The organism is Kribbella sp. NPDC050470 (assembly GCF_044458365.1).
In the GTDB taxonomy this organism is placed as follows: Bacteria; Actinomycetota; Actinomycetes; order Propionibacteriales; family Kribbellaceae; genus Kribbella.
Genome location: NZ_JBITHV010000003.1, coordinates 496,623 through 511,646, shown reverse-complemented (window position 1 = coordinate 511,646; position 15,024 = coordinate 496,623). Strand labels below are relative to the sequence as shown.

General features: G+C 69.6%; 14 protein-coding genes. 5 read left to right on the top strand and 9 right to left on the bottom strand.

The annotated features are described in order from the left end of the window. Positions 1-21: 21 nt before the first annotated feature. From ACIBGM_RS10940 to ACIBGM_RS10915, 6 genes are read right to left on the bottom strand one after another with little or no spacing between them, the layout of a single operon-like run. Entirely contained in the window at positions 22-888 is an 867-nt protein-coding gene (locus ACIBGM_RS10940; RefSeq protein WP_360518167.1) for a U32 family peptidase, read from the bottom strand. Next, the gene (locus ACIBGM_RS10935; RefSeq protein WP_360518170.1) at positions 885-2,192 is read right to left on the bottom strand and encodes a DUF2088 domain-containing protein; all 1,308 of its coding nucleotides are present in this window, start codon (positions 2,190-2,192) and stop codon (positions 885-887) included. The genes ACIBGM_RS10940 and ACIBGM_RS10935 overlap by 4 nt, the downstream gene beginning before the upstream one ends. After that, positions 2,192-4,009 carry an IlvD/Edd family dehydratase gene (locus ACIBGM_RS10930; protein WP_396385241.1) on the bottom strand — a complete coding sequence of 606 codons (1,818 nt, stop codon included), beginning with the start codon at positions 4,007-4,009 and terminating at the stop codon, positions 2,192-2,194. Before ACIBGM_RS10930 ends, ACIBGM_RS10935 begins: the two co-directional genes overlap by 1 nt. After that, positions 4,006-5,457 (bottom strand): aldehyde dehydrogenase (NADP(+)), encoded by a 1,452-nt coding sequence (locus tag ACIBGM_RS10925; RefSeq protein ID WP_396385240.1) that lies wholly within the window; start codon positions 5,455-5,457, stop codon positions 4,006-4,008. The genes ACIBGM_RS10930 and ACIBGM_RS10925 overlap by 4 nt, the downstream gene beginning before the upstream one ends. Next, positions 5,454-6,344 carry a fumarylacetoacetate hydrolase family protein gene (locus tag ACIBGM_RS10920; protein WP_360518179.1) on the bottom strand — a complete coding sequence of 297 codons (891 nt, stop codon included), beginning with the start codon at positions 6,342-6,344 and terminating at the stop codon, positions 5,454-5,456. Before ACIBGM_RS10920 ends, ACIBGM_RS10925 begins: the two co-directional genes overlap by 4 nt. 11 nt (positions 6,345-6,355) lie before the next feature. Further along, positions 6,356-9,070 (bottom strand): UxaA family hydrolase, encoded by a 2,715-nt coding sequence (locus ACIBGM_RS10915; RefSeq protein ID WP_396385239.1) that lies wholly within the window; start codon positions 9,068-9,070, stop codon positions 6,356-6,358. A gap of 122 nt (positions 9,071-9,192) precedes the next feature. Between ACIBGM_RS10915 and ACIBGM_RS10910 the strand changes: the two genes are divergently transcribed. Both ACIBGM_RS10910 and ACIBGM_RS10905 read left to right on the top strand, forming a co-directional pair. Beyond that, positions 9,193-9,873, top strand: a complete 681-nt coding sequence (locus ACIBGM_RS10910; protein WP_396385238.1) for a GntR family transcriptional regulator — start codon at positions 9,193-9,195, stop codon at positions 9,871-9,873. 37 nt (positions 9,874-9,910) lie between these two features. Further along, complete coding sequence (locus ACIBGM_RS10905) at positions 9,911-10,546, top strand: DAPG hydrolase family protein (protein ID WP_360518188.1); 636 nt, start codon at positions 9,911-9,913, stop codon at positions 10,544-10,546. Between the two features lie 279 nt (positions 10,547-10,825). Here the strand turns inward: ACIBGM_RS10905 and ACIBGM_RS10900 are convergent, their stop codons facing one another. Further along, a complete protein-coding gene (locus ACIBGM_RS10900) occupies positions 10,826-11,953 on the bottom strand; it encodes a hypothetical protein (protein ID WP_396385237.1) in 1,128 nt (375 codons plus the stop codon). A gap of 119 nt (positions 11,954-12,072) precedes the next feature. On the opposite strand from ACIBGM_RS10900, the gene ACIBGM_RS10895 reads away from it, so the two are divergent. Together ACIBGM_RS10895 and ACIBGM_RS10890 are read left to right on the top strand one after the other, a co-directional pair. Then, positions 12,073-12,783 carry an LLM class flavin-dependent oxidoreductase gene (locus tag ACIBGM_RS10895; protein WP_396385236.1) on the top strand — a complete coding sequence of 237 codons (711 nt, stop codon included), beginning with the start codon at positions 12,073-12,075 and terminating at the stop codon, positions 12,781-12,783. Beyond that, positions 12,783-12,941, top strand: coding sequence for a hypothetical protein (locus tag ACIBGM_RS10890; protein ID WP_360518197.1), 159 nt, complete (start codon positions 12,783-12,785; stop codon positions 12,939-12,941). Before ACIBGM_RS10895 ends, ACIBGM_RS10890 begins: the two co-directional genes overlap by 1 nt. 3 nt (positions 12,942-12,944) lie before the next feature. Here ACIBGM_RS10890 and ACIBGM_RS10885 read toward each other — a convergent pair whose 3' ends face one another. Together ACIBGM_RS10885 and ACIBGM_RS10880 are read right to left on the bottom strand one after the other, a co-directional pair. Then, positions 12,945-13,223 (bottom strand): hypothetical protein, encoded by a 279-nt coding sequence (locus ACIBGM_RS10885; RefSeq protein WP_360518200.1) that lies wholly within the window; start codon positions 13,221-13,223, stop codon positions 12,945-12,947. A 28-nt stretch (positions 13,224-13,251) separates the two neighbouring features. Next, positions 13,252-13,596: a VOC family protein gene (locus ACIBGM_RS10880; RefSeq protein WP_396385233.1), complete on the bottom strand. Its 345-nt coding sequence runs from the start codon at positions 13,594-13,596 to the stop codon at positions 13,252-13,254. A 95-nt stretch (positions 13,597-13,691) separates the two neighbouring features. Between ACIBGM_RS10880 and htpX the strand changes: the two genes are divergently transcribed. Continuing rightward, on the top strand, positions 13,692-14,570 hold the full coding sequence (gene htpX, locus ACIBGM_RS10875) for a zinc metalloprotease HtpX (protein ID WP_396385232.1): 879 nt from the start codon (positions 13,692-13,694) through the stop codon (positions 14,568-14,570). Positions 14,571-15,024 lie beyond the last annotated feature (454 nt).

Here is a 15,024-nt window from a genome sequence, read left to right as displayed (position 1 = left end):
GAGGCCCGGCCAAAAGCACTGTCATCCCTCATCCTGTTCGGCGAGCAACCGCAGGATCAACTCCGCGCGGCGGACCCGTTCGCGGCCGAGGGCCTCGGCGGTGCCGGACAGGTGGGCGCCGACCGGGTAGATGTTCGGCGCGTTTCGGAGCCCCATCTTCAGGTACACCGGCGCCGCGACCCGGACGATCTCCGGTACGTCGTAGAACCGGACATGCCCACCCTGGTCGTCGGGGACCTCGATGTACATGTCGATCGGAACCGTCGTCACCGACCGGATCTCGGCCAGCACCGGCACCGGCAGGTCGGTCGACACGTTCAGGCTGGTCGCACCGAGCCGCTCGTACAGCCGGGCCGTCGGCGCGTTCGGCAGCGGCATCAGCACCGACGTCTTCAGCACCAGGTCGGACGGCAGCGACCCGTCGACCTTCAGCTCTCCGAGGATCTCCAGCACGCCGATGTCGCCGACCAGCAGGCTGCGCACCCCGAGCTCGACCGCCCGGAACGCGTCACACAGCGACGCCGCGACCATCTCGTTGCCCCGGGCAACACCACCGACGGCGGCCGAGACCTTGGCCTGGCCGCCGATGTCCCAGGAGCCACGCGGCCCGAGGAACAGGCAGACCTCGACGCCGGCCGACGCGCCGAGCGAGAGCATCTCCTCGATCTCGGCGTCGGTCAGCATCATCACGCCGCTGCCCTGCGACACCCGGTCGATGGTCACACCGCGGGTCTTGGCCTCTTCCAGCACGGCCGCCATCACCCGCGGCCCTTCACAGGAAGGGATCTCGATCTTGTACGGCGAGCCGTCCGGGAACGTCCGCGCGGACGTGTCGCCCGGACGGAAGCCGCGGTCGGCCAGCAGCGCGTGTGCCTCGCGAAGGTTCATGCGTCACTCCAGGGTCCGAGCCGGCCGGCCGACGTCAGGTCCCGGGCCGTCCCGGCGATCTCCAGGTCGAAGCGGTCACCTGCCTCGGTCAGCAGTGCCGGCGTCACCATCAACTCGTTCGGGGAAAGGGTGTCCTTGATCCGGGCCAGCCGGAGCTCGGACCAGTCGCGCCGGCCGCACATCGTCGCGGCGGCCAGGACTGCGGCCTCGTCGTCCTCCATCACCATCGGCAGCCGGGACCGGCGGGCTCCGCCGGCGCCGGACGTCAACGCGTTCACGTAGCTCACCCGCAGGTCGATCTGCTCCAGCAGCCGGCCCGGGATCACGTCGGCCAGGCCGAGGCCGGACGCGTTCCCGTGCGATGCCTCGGACAGCGAGTGCACCGTAATCGCCGCGATCGACGGCGACTCGAACTCGGGGATCCCGTGCACCCAGCACCGGCCGATCACGTTGGTGTCCATCCCGGCGCCGGACTTGTCCTTGCCGAGCTCGTCCACCACCAGGACGTCGAGCTCGTCGAACGGCAGCCGCCCGAGCAGGCTGCCGGCCGTTTGCAGCAAGGCCTGCTCGGCCGGTCCGGCGATCCCGTCGGCGTCGACGAACTCGACCGCGGCCGTGCGTTCCAGCGCGTTCTCGAGGATGCCGAGACCGCCCAGGATCTTGCCTTGGGCAATGACGATCCGGGCCGCGGCCTCGATCGCGCCACCAAGTGACGGGATCCCGCCGGCGTGCAGGGACGCCGCGCCGGCGTGGTTGCCGAGGCCGATCGCCAGGATCTTGGCCAGCCCGCTCTCGATCGGGCCGCGGAAGTCCGTGTGCGGCTTGATCCGGTTCACCAGCAGGACGCCGTCCGCCTTTGCCGCCAGCGCGTCGTGGTGCACCGGCGTACCGTCGACCAGCGTGCCGAGGACAACCGTCTCCATGGTCGCCTCGACCGGGCAACCGACGGACTCCTTGGTGATCCCGAGCCCGGCCAGCATCTCGAGCTGACCGGAGGCGGTCGCACCGCCGTGCGAGCCCATCGCCGGTACGACGAAGGGCTCGGCGCCGACCGACGTCAGCCAGTCCACGGCCGCCTTCACCACGGGCACCAGGTCGTGGATCCCGCGGCTGCCGGCAGTCACCACGATCCGCGCACCCGGGAGGATCCGGCCGCGCAACGGCTCCAACGCGTTGAAGGCGTCGGTATATGGATCGGCCGAGCTGGGGAGGTCCGGGAGCAACCGCCGGACCGGCGTGACCTGCGGGATCACACCGGTCGGCCGCAGCCCCCGGATGGCATCAAACGGGCCCCAGGAAGACATCAGTGGCTCTGCCTCGCGACGGACGAGCCGGTGCGGCCGACCAGGAAGTCGAGGTCGCAGCCCTGGTTCGCCTGGGTGACGTGGTCGACGTACAGCCGCGCCCACCCGCGATCCGACGGCGGCGCCGGCGGCTGCCAGTCGGCCCGCCGCTTCTCCAGCTCCTCCTCCGGTACGTCGAGATGCAGCCGACGAGCCGGTACGTCGAGCTCGATCCAGTCACCCGTCCGCACCAGCGCCAGCGGACCACCCACAGCCGCTTCCGGCGTGACATGCAGTACGACGGTGCCGTACGCCGTACCGCTCATCCGCGCGTCCGAGATCCGCACCATGTCGTCGATGCCCTGCTCGGCCAGCTTGCGCGGGATCGTCATGTTGCCGACCTCCGGCATACCCGGGTAGCCGCGCGGCCCGGCGTTCTGGAGCACCAGGACCGTGTCCTCGTCGACGTCCAGATCCGGGTCGTCGACGGCCTTGTCGTAGTCCTCGATGCTGGAGAACACCAGCGCCTTGCCACGATGCTGCGACAGCCGCTCGGACGCGGCGGACTGCTTGATGACGGCCCCGTCCGGCGCCAGATTTCCCTTCAGTACGGCGGTTCCCGCGCCGGACCCGAGCGGGTTGCCGACCGGCCGGATCACCGCATAGGTGTCGTTCGCCGTACCACCCGGGATGATCGCTTCGATCCGGTCGGCGTTCGCGATGTTCTCGCCGATGGACTTGCCGGTCACGGTGATCGCGTCGGCCTTGAGCAGCGGCTCGATCTCCTTCAGCACCGCGGGCAGGCCGCCGGCGTAGTAGAAGTCCTCCATCAGGTACTTGCCCGACGGCTGCAGGTCCACCAGCCACGGCACCCCACGGGCCCACTCGTCGATGTCGTCCAGCGTGATGTCGACGCCGACCCGGCCGGCGATCGCCAGCAGGTGGATGACGAAGTTGGTCGAGCCGCCGATCGCCGCGTTGGCACGGACCGCGTTCGCGAACGCGTCCCGGGTCAGGATGTCGCTGAGCTTGAGGTCCTCCTTCACCATCTCGACGATCCGCTGACCCGACTTCTGGGCGATCACGTAGCGGCGGGAGTCGACCGCGGGAATGGCCGCACCGCCGGTCAGCTGCAGACCGAGTGACTCGGCCATGCAGGCCATCGTGGACGCCGTACCCATCGTCATGCAGTGGCCGTTGCTGCGGGACTGGCCCGCCTCGGCCGCGGCGAAGTCGTCGGCCGACATCCGGCCGGCGTTGAGGTCCTGGGTGAACCGCCAGACCGCCGTACCGGAGCCGATGTCGCAGCCGCGGAACTTGCCGTTCAGCATCGGGCCGCCGGTCACCACCAGGGTCGGCAGGTCGACGCTCGCGGCGCCCATGATCGAGCCGGGCGTGGTCTTGTCGCAGCCGGTCAGCAGCACCGCGCCGTCGAGCGGGTTGCCGCGCAGCGACTCCTCCACGTCCATGCTGAGCAGGTTGCGGAACAGCATCGCGGTCGGCCGGAGCAGCGTCTCGCCGAGCGACATCACCGGGAACTCGAGCGGAAACCCGCCGGCCTGCCAGACGCCGCGCTTCACCGCGTCGGCGACCCGGCGCAGGTGCGCGTTGCACGGGGTGAGCTCGGACCAGGTGTTGCAGATGCCGATCACCGGTCGGCCGTCGAACGCCTCCTCGGAGAAGCCCTGCGAACGCATCCAGGACCGGTGGATGAAGCCGTTGCGGCCCTTCTCACCGAACCAGTGGTCGAAACTGCGCCGGCCGGTTTCCTGCGGATGCCCTTCACCGGGCAGGACCTGACCCTCGCCGGGGTCGTTGGTCGGGGGAAGATCGGTCATCGAGACACCTCACCTGTGCTCACAGTGCCGTTCACCCGGCGGCTGATCCCGGCCGGGTTCGAGTCTTTCAGTACGGCGGGCAGCACCGCGTCGGGCGCGTCCTGGTAGGCCACCGGCCGCTGGAACCGGCGGGCCGCGGTCACGCCGACGCTGGTGTGGATCGAGCCGACCGTCGACGGGAACGGGCCGCCGTGGTGCTGGGCCCAGGACACCGCGACTCCGGTCGGCCAGCCGTTCCAGAGCACTCGCCCAGCCCTTGCCGACAGCAACGGAAGCAGCTCACCGGCGAGCTCGGTGTCCGACGACTCCGCGTGCAGCGTCGCGGTCAGGTTGCCCTCGAACGCCTCGACGGCGGCCTTCAGCTCGTCCGGGCCGTCGTACTCGACGACGATCGAGACCGGGCCGAAGCACTCCTCGAGGATCTCGTCGCGGCGGGACAGCAGCTCGGCGACCGTGGTCTGCAGCAGCGTCGCGCCACCGGACGCCCAGACCCGGACACCCTCGACCTTCTGCAGCCGGTCCAGGCCGGAGGCGAAGCCGTCCTTGATCCGGTCGTTGAGCATCGGGGCCTCGGCAACGCCTCCGGTTGCCTCAGTCAGCTGCTCCTGCAGGCCGTGTCCGGACGGCAGGAAGAGCAGTCCGGGCTTGGTGCAGAACTGGCCGACACCGAGCGTGAACGAGCCGACGTACCCGGTCGCAATGTCCTTGCCGCGGGCATCGATCGCGGCCTGGGTGACGAAGACCGGGTTCATGCTGCCGAGCTCGCCGTAGAACGGGATCGGCTCGGGCCGGGTGACCGCGATCTCGTGCAGCGCCTTGCCGGCCGGGACCGAACCGGTGAACCCGGCCGCGGTGATCCGCGGATCCTTCAGCGCGGTGACGCCGACGTCGAAGCCCTGGATCAGGCCGAACGCGCCCGCCGGAGCACCGGCGACCCGCAGCGCCTCGATCATCACCTCGGCCGTCTTCGCCGAAAGGTCCGGGTGGCCGGGGTGTGCTTTAACGATCACCGGGCACCCAGCTGCCAGCGCGGACGCGGTGTCGCCGCCGCAGACGCTGAACGCGAACGGGAAGTTGCTGGCGGCGAACACCAGCACCGGCCCGAGCGGCACGAGCACGCGGCGCAGATCGGGCCGCGGTACGGGCTTCGCGTTCGGGTCGGCGGTGTCGATGATCACTTCCAGCAGCGAGCCCTCTTCGAGCACGTCCGCGAACATCCGCAGCTGGCCGGTGCTGCGCGCGACCTCACCGCGCAGCCGCGGCTCGGGCAGCGACGACTCCCGCATCGCGATCGGCACCAGCTCGTCCGCGGCCGCGTCCAGCGCGTCCGCGACAGCACGGATCCACCCGGCCCGAACGGCGGGCTCCGAGGCGCCGAGCGCCGGTGCGGCGGCGGCCGCGTCGGTCAGGGCCTGCTCGAGCTCGGCGGGGGTGGTGTCCGGAATCATCGCTTTGCCTCCAGGTTCTCGGTTGCCAGGAACGCGAACGGGTCCCGGCCTACAGCCACCGTATTCGTCAGCGATCCGAGCTCGGCGATGGTGATCGTGATCACGTCACCCTCGGCGAGCGCGAAGTCCAGCTCCGGCACGATCCCAGTACCCGTTGCGAGGATCACGCCATCCGGGAAGTCGTTGGGCAGGAACAGGGCGTCGATCAGGTCCTGCAGGTCCCGGACCAGCTTCGCGGTGGACGTCGTACCCGCGAACACCTCGTCACCGGCCCGCTCGATGACCAGGTCGATGGTGAGGTCCTTCGGGTCGGCCACCTCCCAGGCGGGCCGGATCCCGGCGGCCAGCGCGCAGCCGCCGGCGAACAACTTGGCCTGCGGCACGTAGAGCGGGTTCACGCCCTCGATCGAGCGCGAGCTCATGTCGTTGCAGACCGTGAAGCCGACGATCTCGCCGTGACTGTTCGCGACGACGGCCAGCTCCGGCTCCGGTACGTCGTGACCGGAGTCGGACCGGATTCCGACCGGCTCGCCGTCCACGACGACCCGCCACGCCGGCGCCTTCTGGAACAGCTCCGGCCGGTCAGCGGTGTAGACCTTGTCGTACACGGACTGCTCGGTGCTCTCCTCCATCCGGGCGCCGCGCGACCGCTCGTACGTGACGCCCGCGCACCAGACCTCGCCGCGGCCGTCGAGCGGCGGCAGGAACTTCAGGCCGGCGGCCGGAACCTCCGCGCCGACCTTGGCGACCGCGGTCTGCAGCTCGTCGAGCCGCAGCCGCAGCAGCTCCGCGAAGCTGTTGACGCCTTCCAGCGGAGCCACGGTGTCGCCGGTGCGCACACCGACGACGGGCCGGCCGTCCGGGGACTGGTAACGGACCAAATGCATGGGTTGACCTTTCACATCGACGTGCCGAGCAAACCGCGGGTGATCTGGAAGCCGACGTTGCCGGAGGCAACCGCCTTGGGGACGAGCCGGCGGCCGGCGACGGCCGCGATGGTGTCGAGCCCGGTCCGGGCCTGGTCCGCCGCGTCGCCGGTGGCGACGGCGTCGAGGTCGTCGCCGTACTTCGCGACCGTCTCCGGATCGTTGCTGAACTCGACCACCGGGACGAACCGCTGCGCGGACAAGGTGCCGCCGGCGACGTGCGCGAGGATCTGCTGGACGCCGCCGGCCCCGAATCCGGTCGCGGTCTCCATCCAGTCGGTGCCGGGCATCCGCATCACGTGCCAGCCAGGTTCGGCGAACCGCTGCCCGTGCGCGATCGTCGACTCCACGTGGCCTGCCGACCCGAAGGCCGCCGTACGGAACACGTCGTGCGCCAGCAGCGCACCGCGCGAGGACAGTACGACGGAACCGCCGGAGCCCACGATCTCGCGGCCGATCAGCGCCAGCGCCTCGGCCGTCTCGTCGGACAGCCGTCCGCGGGCTTCGAGCCCGATGGTGAGGTCGCCGACCGTCCCGTCGTACTCGACCGGCGGCGCGAGGTCGAAGCTGCCGAACCAGTCGCGCACCCTCGTCCCGACGGCCTCCAGACCGCCGTCGGCCTGAATGCTGGCCCAGCCGAAGCGGGCCGGGTCCGCGCCCGCCTCGACCAGGCGGGAGCGGAAGTAGTCGTTGTGCGTCTTCTCGCAACCGTGCTCGAGCAGGAGCGCCATCCGGGTGTTCGGATGCAGCAGGTAGCCGAGCATCGTGCGCGCGAACGTCTCCTCGGACGCGCCGCCGCTGCTGCCGCAGCCCTCGGTGTGCGGGAGCGCGACCATCCGCGTGACCGCGCCACCGGCCCACTTCTCCAGCTCCGCCTGAGCTGCGAGCCGCATCGCGATCTGGCCGGAGCACAGGCTGGTCGGCAGGATCAGGCCGACCGACTCGGGCACCAGGCGGTCGTCGACCTGCAGCAGCCGTACGGCTGTCCGCGCATTCGTCCCGAGCCCGGTCAGCGGGAGGCCGTCGAGCGGGGCGTCGCGGTCCTCGGCCGGGAGGTCGGTCAGCTTGCGGCTCATCCGGCCGTCGGTGCTGATCGAGATGCCCTCCCGTGGGCCCTTCTGCCGCCAGTTCCGCCAGATCGACACCTGGCTGTGTCCGGCCCGCTCCCCCGCGCTCGGCTCGCCCGACGCGACCCGAACGGTGAGGTCGAAGGTGTCCGCGGTCAGCTCGTCCATCGCCGTACCGGTGAGGTAGCGGCCCGCGTCCACGTCCATCTCGGCGTGCAGGTGCTCGTACCGGGTGCTCGTCGTGACGAACTTGAGAGTGGGCACGAACGGGAAGTTGGTGATCGAGCCGTTGCCGGTGGTGAAGAAGATCAGGTTGCAGCCGCTGCCGACCTGGCCGGCCACGGACTCGAGGTCGTTGCCCGGGCTGTCCATGAAGATGTAGCCGTTGCCCGGCAGCGGCTCGCCGTAGTCGATCACGTGGTCGAGCCGGACCTCGCGCGGCAGCTTCCGCGCGGCGCCGATCGACTTCAGCACGATGTTGTAGAGCCCGCGGTAGACGTTGCCGCCGGACGGGTTGCCCTCGGCGGTGTGACCATGCCAGCCGACCCGCTCCTTGAACGACCGGACGGTCGCGAGGAACCGCTTCGCCGTGGCCAGGTCGCGGACGTTCTTCAGCACGTACCCCTCGGCGCCGATCAGCTCGTCGGTCTCCGCGAGTACGGCGGCGCCGCCGTGCTTGATCACCTCCGCGCCGACCAGGCCGGCCAGCGGGTTCGCCGAGATCCCGGAGAACGCGTCGGACCCACCGCACTGCAGGGCGATCTTCAGATCGGCGAGCGGCACCTCGACCCGGGGCTGGGCGTCCACGACCGGCAGCCACGGCTCGATCAGCGCACCGGCAGTGGTCAGGTCGTGCTCGAAGCCGGCGCGGCGGGTGAAGAACGCGTGCGGGACCTTGATCGACGGGCAGCCGTGCTCCGCCATGTAGTCCTGGACCGCCTGGCCGGAAACCACGTCGTCCTCGGCGTCGACGACCAGGACGGCGCCGACGTTCGGGTTCAGCGTGAAGCCGGCCAGCGTCCGGAGCAGCAGGTCCAGGTTGTTCGGGGCCTCGTCCTCGCCGCCTTCGGTGTGCGCGACCGGTACGACGCCGTCGCCGGCGGCCGCGCCGTCGAAGCGCCGGGCCAACTCGGTGACGAACCCGCTGCTGCGCGAGCTGGTCGCCATCACCACCACGTGGTTGCGGGTGCCGGCCGCGCCCTGCTCCCGCGGGTAGCCGAGGAACGTTCCGGGCTGCTCGACACTCGTCACCTGGGCGCCGAAGTTCAGCGCGGACTCGTCCAGCTGGTACGGGTCGAGCGGCTCGTTGGTGGCCGACGGCTCGGTCGGGAGTCCCTCGACTCCGCGTGCGGTGACTGCCGCCAGGCTGGTCGGCGTACACACATAGTCACCGGGGACGAGATCCCGGGTCGCGCGGGCGAACGGGGTGTTCCAGGACGTGACCGCCTCCCCGGCGGGGACCGGCCGGACGACGAAGCGGTGCCCCTCGAGGATCGTGTGCGGCAGCGTGACCACAGTGCCGTCGAGGTCGATCGCCGTACCGGCGTCCAGCCGGCGGGAACAGATCGCCGCGTTGTCCTCGGGCTCGGGCAGTACGCCGACCTCGTCGAACCTCAACATGCCTCGCCTCTCGTGGATCTGGCTCAGTGACCCCGAATCGTGCATGATGCATGATTACAGACGTAACCCTGCCGAAGACGACCGGCTGGGTCAAGACCGCGACCAGGATCCGGAGAGGGCCGATGACGGACATCGTGGAGCCGCAGGACCGGCGGTTGCTGCGGCGGCAGATGCTCGCCGACGACGTGTACGAGGCGATCAAGACGATGCTGATGGACCACGTCATCCGGCCCGGCGCCCGGATCTCGATCGACGGGCTGGCCCGCGAGTTCCAGGTGTCGTCGACACCGGTTCGCGAGGCGCTGGCTCGGCTCGAGTCCGAGGGGCTCGCGGTCAAGGAGCCGCTGAAGGGGTACCGCGCGACGCCGCTGCTGTCGCTGGAGGAGTTCGACGACCTGTACCGGTTCCGCCGCCTGCTCGAGCCGTGGGCAGCCCGCCGGGCGGCCGAGCTGATCGACGACGACGGCCGCGCCCGCCTGAAGGCCGAGCTCGCGAACGCCGTCGAGCCGACGTCGGTGGACTACGCCGGCTACAAGTCCCTGACCGCGCACGACAACCGGTTCCACTCACTGATCGCGTCGCTGTCCGGGAGCGAGCAGGTCCGGCTCGCGTTCGAGCGCACCCACTGTCACCTGCACATCTTCCGCCTGCACTACGAACGCGACATCGGCCCCGAGGTCCTGACCGAGCACCGCACCCTCGTCGACGCCATCAGCTCCGGCAATCCGGAAGCCGCCGAAGCCGCCATGAACCAGCACATCGACAACTCGATGTCCGTCCGGCTCCGCCGGATCTACGACTGAGCGGTTTCGGACTCCGCCGCCGGGGCACGCGCAGGGAATGACGGCACCCCAGCTCCCTGAACCGCGGCCCGTCCTGTGGCCGCTCCGCCCGCTCGGGTCCGCGGCCGTCTGGACCAACGCCACCAACGGCCGAACCGTCGTCACGATCCGCCACTCCCCGCTCTCCCAGGTGACCCCCGAGATGCTCGCCTGGTGGTACGGGCACGTCCCCGGCACCATGCGGTACGCCGGCCAGATCGTGCCGCGCTACCTGGTCTGGCACCCGCTCGACCACATCTCGTACGAGACCTCGAGCGCTGTCGTCGAGCCCGGCACCCGCCTCCACATCACCGAAGCCCTCGGCCGCGACGTCACCAAGCTGATCGACATCCAGGTCACCGTCGAAACCATCGACACCCAGGCCGCGATCATCTCCAAACGCCTCTTCGGCACCTGCCTCATCCGCCTGGAGAACGAGTTCACGCCGTACAACGGCGGCACCCGCTACATCACCCGCCTCACCCTCGGCGACACCACGTTGCTGGGCGGCGTCGTGCTCAACCGAATCGCCCACACCCGCGCCTTCCCCCCGGCCAAACTGGCCGCCTGGATCCGCCACCACATAGAAGAAGTGGGCAACCTGGAAAACTTCCTCCCCGACCTCTTCCGCTACCGCTCCGACCACGAACCGTAAGAACCAACCCACGCGTGCTCCGCGGTCGCTCCTTCGTCGCGCCCACTACGCCCGCTCCCACCCGCCCCCGCTCAGCGCGGTGCATCCACTCCGGCTACCGCCGGGAGTTACCGGCTAGCCAGCGTCTTGCGGGCTGCAGACCGCGCTGGGTACGTGCGGCTTGTGACCGGTCCAGATGACCCCTGTGACTCGTACTGCATCGAGCAGTGTGCAATCGGGGTCTCACACGCAGGCCGCACCTGAGCGAGCCTCCCCCGCCAGAGACCACGCCCCTTGCAGTCAGACCTGCTTTCCGTGGCCTGGGGGTAGTTGGCTGAGGACGGTGTGGACGTGTTCGGTCAGTTCGTCCGCCAGCGCCTCCAGGCTCGAGCCCTCGACGCCGAAGTCCGCCAGGGCTCTACGCGCCCGACCCAAGTCGTCGGCGAGACATTCCAGCTGCTGGGTGAACGACGGCTCTGCCGCGAAGGTGTCGCTGGTCGCGGCGTACTGCCAGGCGACGAAGACAGCGGCGAGCGTGCGGTCGATCCATTCGAGTGCTGCCCGGAAGAGTTCCTCGGCGCCGGCCTCGGTGGCGACCCTCAGCATGCTGGTTCCCGGCGGATGCTGCCGCGACAGCGCGCCGAGCGCATGAAGATTCTCCGCCTGGGCGCCGGCTTCCTCCGGCCGCAGCCGCTCGATCACGGTCCTGATGACCTCTGAACGAGTGGGGCCGTCGGCTCCCCGAGTGTCTGCTTCCCACTGCGGAAGCACACGACCCAAAGCCTCCCTGGTCGCGCCGCTGACGACCGCGAGGCCCACGGCGGCGCCGAACGGACCCAGCGTAGGTGCCAGCGCCGCTCCCGCTCCGAACCCCGCAGCAGCCGCGACACCGTGCACCACGGCGGCCCGGCCTGCCACCGGCAAAGTCAGCCTCAGGTACGAGCGAATCCTCGCGCCGGCTCCCGGGCGCTGATCCGCCAGGGCTCGATCGAGCCGGGTCGCGAGGTCCGCGACCCGAGCCCGGAGGTCACGGGTGTACACGCCGCCGTCGCCGATCGCACGGCGTACATCCATCCGGAACTCATCGGCCAGCACCTCGGCAGACGGTGGTGGCTGGTGCCCAGCTTCACGCAGGAACGGCGCCCAATCGATGTCGACAGCGGCACGCAACTGGACTCGTCTGGCCTCGTCGAGGTCTTCCACGACGATCTGCTGCTTCCGCAACTGCCTCCACAGCCGGCGGTCGTCACGGAACGACCACAACAACTCCGCGAGGTCCCGCGTGATCGGCCGGAGCTCAAGGCCCTCGTCGAGCGCCACCTGCCCCTGCGCGTAGACCTCGGCCAGCCGTCGCTGACGCACGCGCCAACGCTCGAGATCCACATCATCAGGTTCGCGCCTGGCGCCGCGCAGCTCAGATTCCCCCACGCCCCGATGCTAGGCACCACAACCACCTCGAACCAGCACTGACGCCCCACGACATGCGGCCGACCTCACACGACCCCGGATTGACCTTCACATCCATGTGACGGTTCACGATGGGTGCCATGCGAAACGAAACAGTACGGCGCTCCGGACCCCTGGAGCTCGGCCTTGCACTGCCCACGGCTGGGCCGGAGACGTCACCGGAGATGCTCGTCAAGCTCGCGAAGGAGGCCGAACGGCTCGGCTACACGGCCTTGTGGACGTTCGAGCGTCTGCTCCGTCCGCTCGACAAAGTCGTGCTGTGGACGGGCGGTGAACCCGAGCTGTTGCCGGAGTTCTACGGCTCGGTCTACGAGCCGCTGGAGACGCTGAGCTATGTCGCCGCCGCGACAGAACGGATCAAGCTGGGCACCGCGGTCCTGGTGGCCCCGCTCCATGTGCCTGTGATGCTCGCCCGCCAGTTCGCCACTCTGGATCGGCTCAGCGGAGGCCGGGTGATCGCCGATCTGGGACAGGGATGGCAGCACAACGAGTTCGAGACGGCGAACGTGTCGGGCAGCCGCAAAGGCGCCCGTACCGAGGAATTCATCATGGCGATGCGGGCCGCGTGGGGTCCGGACCCTGTCCAGCACGAGGACGAGTTCTACCGGATCGCGCCGTCGCAGGTGAATCCCAAGCCGGTCCAGGCCCGCATCCCGGTGCTGCCGGCCGCGAGCCCGGGGACCTCGTTGTGGTCAACCAGGCACCGTGGCCGACCCCGGTCACCCGTGAGCCGATCGGGGACGGGCGTCCCTTCCTCGGCGGATCGCCCAAGCAGATCGCCGAGGACTTGATGGCGGCCCGCGAGAGTGGTGCGACCCAGGTGTACCTGGCCGGCGGCCAGGGCCTCGGGCTGGACGTGGGCCTGAAGGCCGCCGACGTGGACGAATGGCTCGAGTTGCTCGGCGAGGTGATCGAGGCAGCCGGCCACCTCGGCGTACTCACGCCCTGAGGATCAGCGAGCAGCAGCCGGCTTCCCGCCGAGACTCTGTTTCCGCTCGTTCGCGGCTTTGACGCTGATGACCTTGTCGAGGTACTCGGCGATCGCCTTCCGGTTGCGGGCCAGACAGTCGATGCGCTCGGTCAGCCGGACCTGCTCCCGCTGCAACGTGGCGATCATCTCGGGTGTCACTTCAGGGACGTAGATGCTCTGCGGCTGATCGAGGCAAGGGAGCAACTGCCGGATGATCCGGGTCGGCAGACCGGCATCGAGCAAGCCCTTGATCTGCAACACGAGCAGACCCTCGGAGCAAGGTGACGGTTCAGTCGGCGGGGCCGCCGCCGAAGCCTATTTCGTTGCCGTCGGGGTCTTTGTAGATGAACTTGCGGACGCCGTTGTCGTAGGTCTCGCGGAGGGCCGGTTCCAGGCCACGTTCGGTGATTGCGGTGACGCGGTCGTCGAAGTCTCCGACGAAGATTGTCACTTGGCCGTGGCCGGCATGGTCGGGGCGGTGCTCGACGACGAGGTACTGGTGTTCGGCGAGCTCGAACACCGCCTCGATGTCGTTGGGATACATCACCGGCGCCGCCCCGAGCAGCTGCTCGTACCACTTCAGCGCACCCGGGTAGTCCGACACGGACATCTCCGCAAACAGGTCGAGAGCCATATCGCATCGTACGAAGCCACCAGGTCACCGGGAATACTGGTTCGGCCGGCGATGTTCCTGCAGTCAAAGACCTTTCCGATGGAGAGTGATGAAGAATGACCGGTCTTCGACGCGCCGGTAACGCGCTCAGGACCGCCGCACTACTCGCCCTGCTGACCGCTCTGATCATCGTCGTCGGCGGCTATATCGCCGGTACGACGGGCGTGCTGATCGCCGCCGTACTGTCACTGGGCCTCAACGCCTACCTGTACTTCAACTCCGACAAGCTCGCGCTGCGCTCGATGGCGGCGCGGCCGGTCAGCCCGCAGCAGGCGCCTGAGCTGTACGGCGTCGTGGCCGAGCTCGCGCAGCGGGCGGGTCAGCCGATGCCGCGGATCTACGTGAGCCCGGTCGCCCAGCCGAACGCGTTCGCCACCGGGCGGAACCCGGAGCACGCGGCCGTCGCGGTGACGGAGGGCATCCTGCGCATCCTGGATCGCCGCGAGCTGCGCGCCGTACTCGGCCATGAGCTGGCGCACGTCTACAACCGCGACATCCTGACCTCGAGCATCGCGGCCGGGCTGGCCGGCATCGTGACGACGCTCGCCAACCTGGCGATCTTCCTCCCGCTCGGTTCGTCCGACGACGAGGACGCCCCGAACCCGCTGGCCACGCTGCTGACCGTGCTCCTCGCGCCGTTCGCCGCCGGCCTGATCCAGCTGGCCGTCAGCCGGAGACGCGAGTACGCCGCAGACGACGACGGCGCCGTACTGTCCGGCGACCCGCTCGCCCTAGCCAGCGCCCTCGCCAAGATCAGCCGCGGTACGACGGCCATGCCACTCCCGACCAATTCCGGCGTGGCAACCCAAAGCCACCTGATGATCGCCAACCCTTTGAACGGCCGCGGCATCGCGGCCCTGTTCTCCACCCACCCCCCGATGGACCGCCGGATAGCCCGCCTCCAAGCCAAAGCCCGCGAACTAGCCGCCGCCTGACCCCCACCAGAAGGCCGACCGCAACCCGGTCGGCCTTTCTGCTGCCCAGCGGTGGGTTGACGGGCCCAGCTCCCACCGAGACCAGCCAGGCTGTCTGGTCCAGCTCTCCTGGGCTGGCCGACCCTGTCGTGTGCTTGCACAGCAAATAACGGCTCTTCTGACTGATGTGTGGGTCAGCTTGGTGCCCTAGTTCACTACCCAGGGCGGTCGAGTGCACCGCGCCCATGCCACCCGGACCACCCGCGAACGGGATCCCGATGCCGCGGACCGCCAGGCCATCACAATCACCACCTCCAACCCGGCGCCCTGCCTGGCACCGCCGGATGCCAGCCGATTGTGATGGCCCGGCGGTCCGCCCTCGCCGCTCACAAACCCGACAACGCAACGGTGTGCGTCCGTTCAACCCGCGCCACACATCCTTCGCAAGAGCCCAAACAGCCTGTTCAGCCCCACC

Excerpts from the sequence above, each read along its gene's own strand:
- ACIBGM_RS10940 (WP_360518167.1), bottom strand. The coding sequence starts at position 888 with ATGAACCTTCGCGAGGCACACGCGCTGCTGGCCGACCGCGGCTTCCGT.
- ACIBGM_RS10935 (WP_360518170.1), bottom strand. The coding sequence starts at position 2,192 with ATGTCTTCCTGGGGCCCGTTTGATGCCATCCGGGGGCTGCGGCCGACC.
- ACIBGM_RS10930 (WP_396385241.1), bottom strand. The coding sequence starts at position 4,009 with ATGACCGATCTTCCCCCGACCAACGACCCCGGCGAGGGTCAGGTCCTG.
- ACIBGM_RS10925 (WP_396385240.1), bottom strand. The coding sequence starts at position 5,457 with ATGATTCCGGACACCACCCCCGCCGAGCTCGAGCAGGCCCTGACCGAC.
- ACIBGM_RS10920 (WP_360518179.1), bottom strand. The coding sequence starts at position 6,344 with ATGCATTTGGTCCGTTACCAGTCCCCGGACGGCCGGCCCGTCGTCGGT.
- ACIBGM_RS10915 (WP_396385239.1), bottom strand. The coding sequence starts at position 9,070 with ATGTTGAGGTTCGACGAGGTCGGCGTACTGCCCGAGCCCGAGGACAAC.
- ACIBGM_RS10910 (WP_396385238.1), top strand. The coding sequence starts at position 9,193 with ATGACGGACATCGTGGAGCCGCAGGACCGGCGGTTGCTGCGGCGGCAG.
- ACIBGM_RS10905 (WP_360518188.1), top strand. The coding sequence starts at position 9,911 with ATGACGGCACCCCAGCTCCCTGAACCGCGGCCCGTCCTGTGGCCGCTC.
- ACIBGM_RS10895 (WP_396385236.1), top strand. The coding sequence starts at position 12,073 with ATGCGAAACGAAACAGTACGGCGCTCCGGACCCCTGGAGCTCGGCCTT.
- ACIBGM_RS10890 (WP_360518197.1), top strand. The coding sequence starts at position 12,783 with ATGGCGGCCCGCGAGAGTGGTGCGACCCAGGTGTACCTGGCCGGCGGC.
- ACIBGM_RS10880 (WP_396385233.1), bottom strand. The coding sequence starts at position 13,596 with ATGGCTCTCGACCTGTTTGCGGAGATGTCCGTGTCGGACTACCCGGGT.
- htpX (WP_396385232.1), top strand. The coding sequence starts at position 13,692 with ATGACCGGTCTTCGACGCGCCGGTAACGCGCTCAGGACCGCCGCACTA.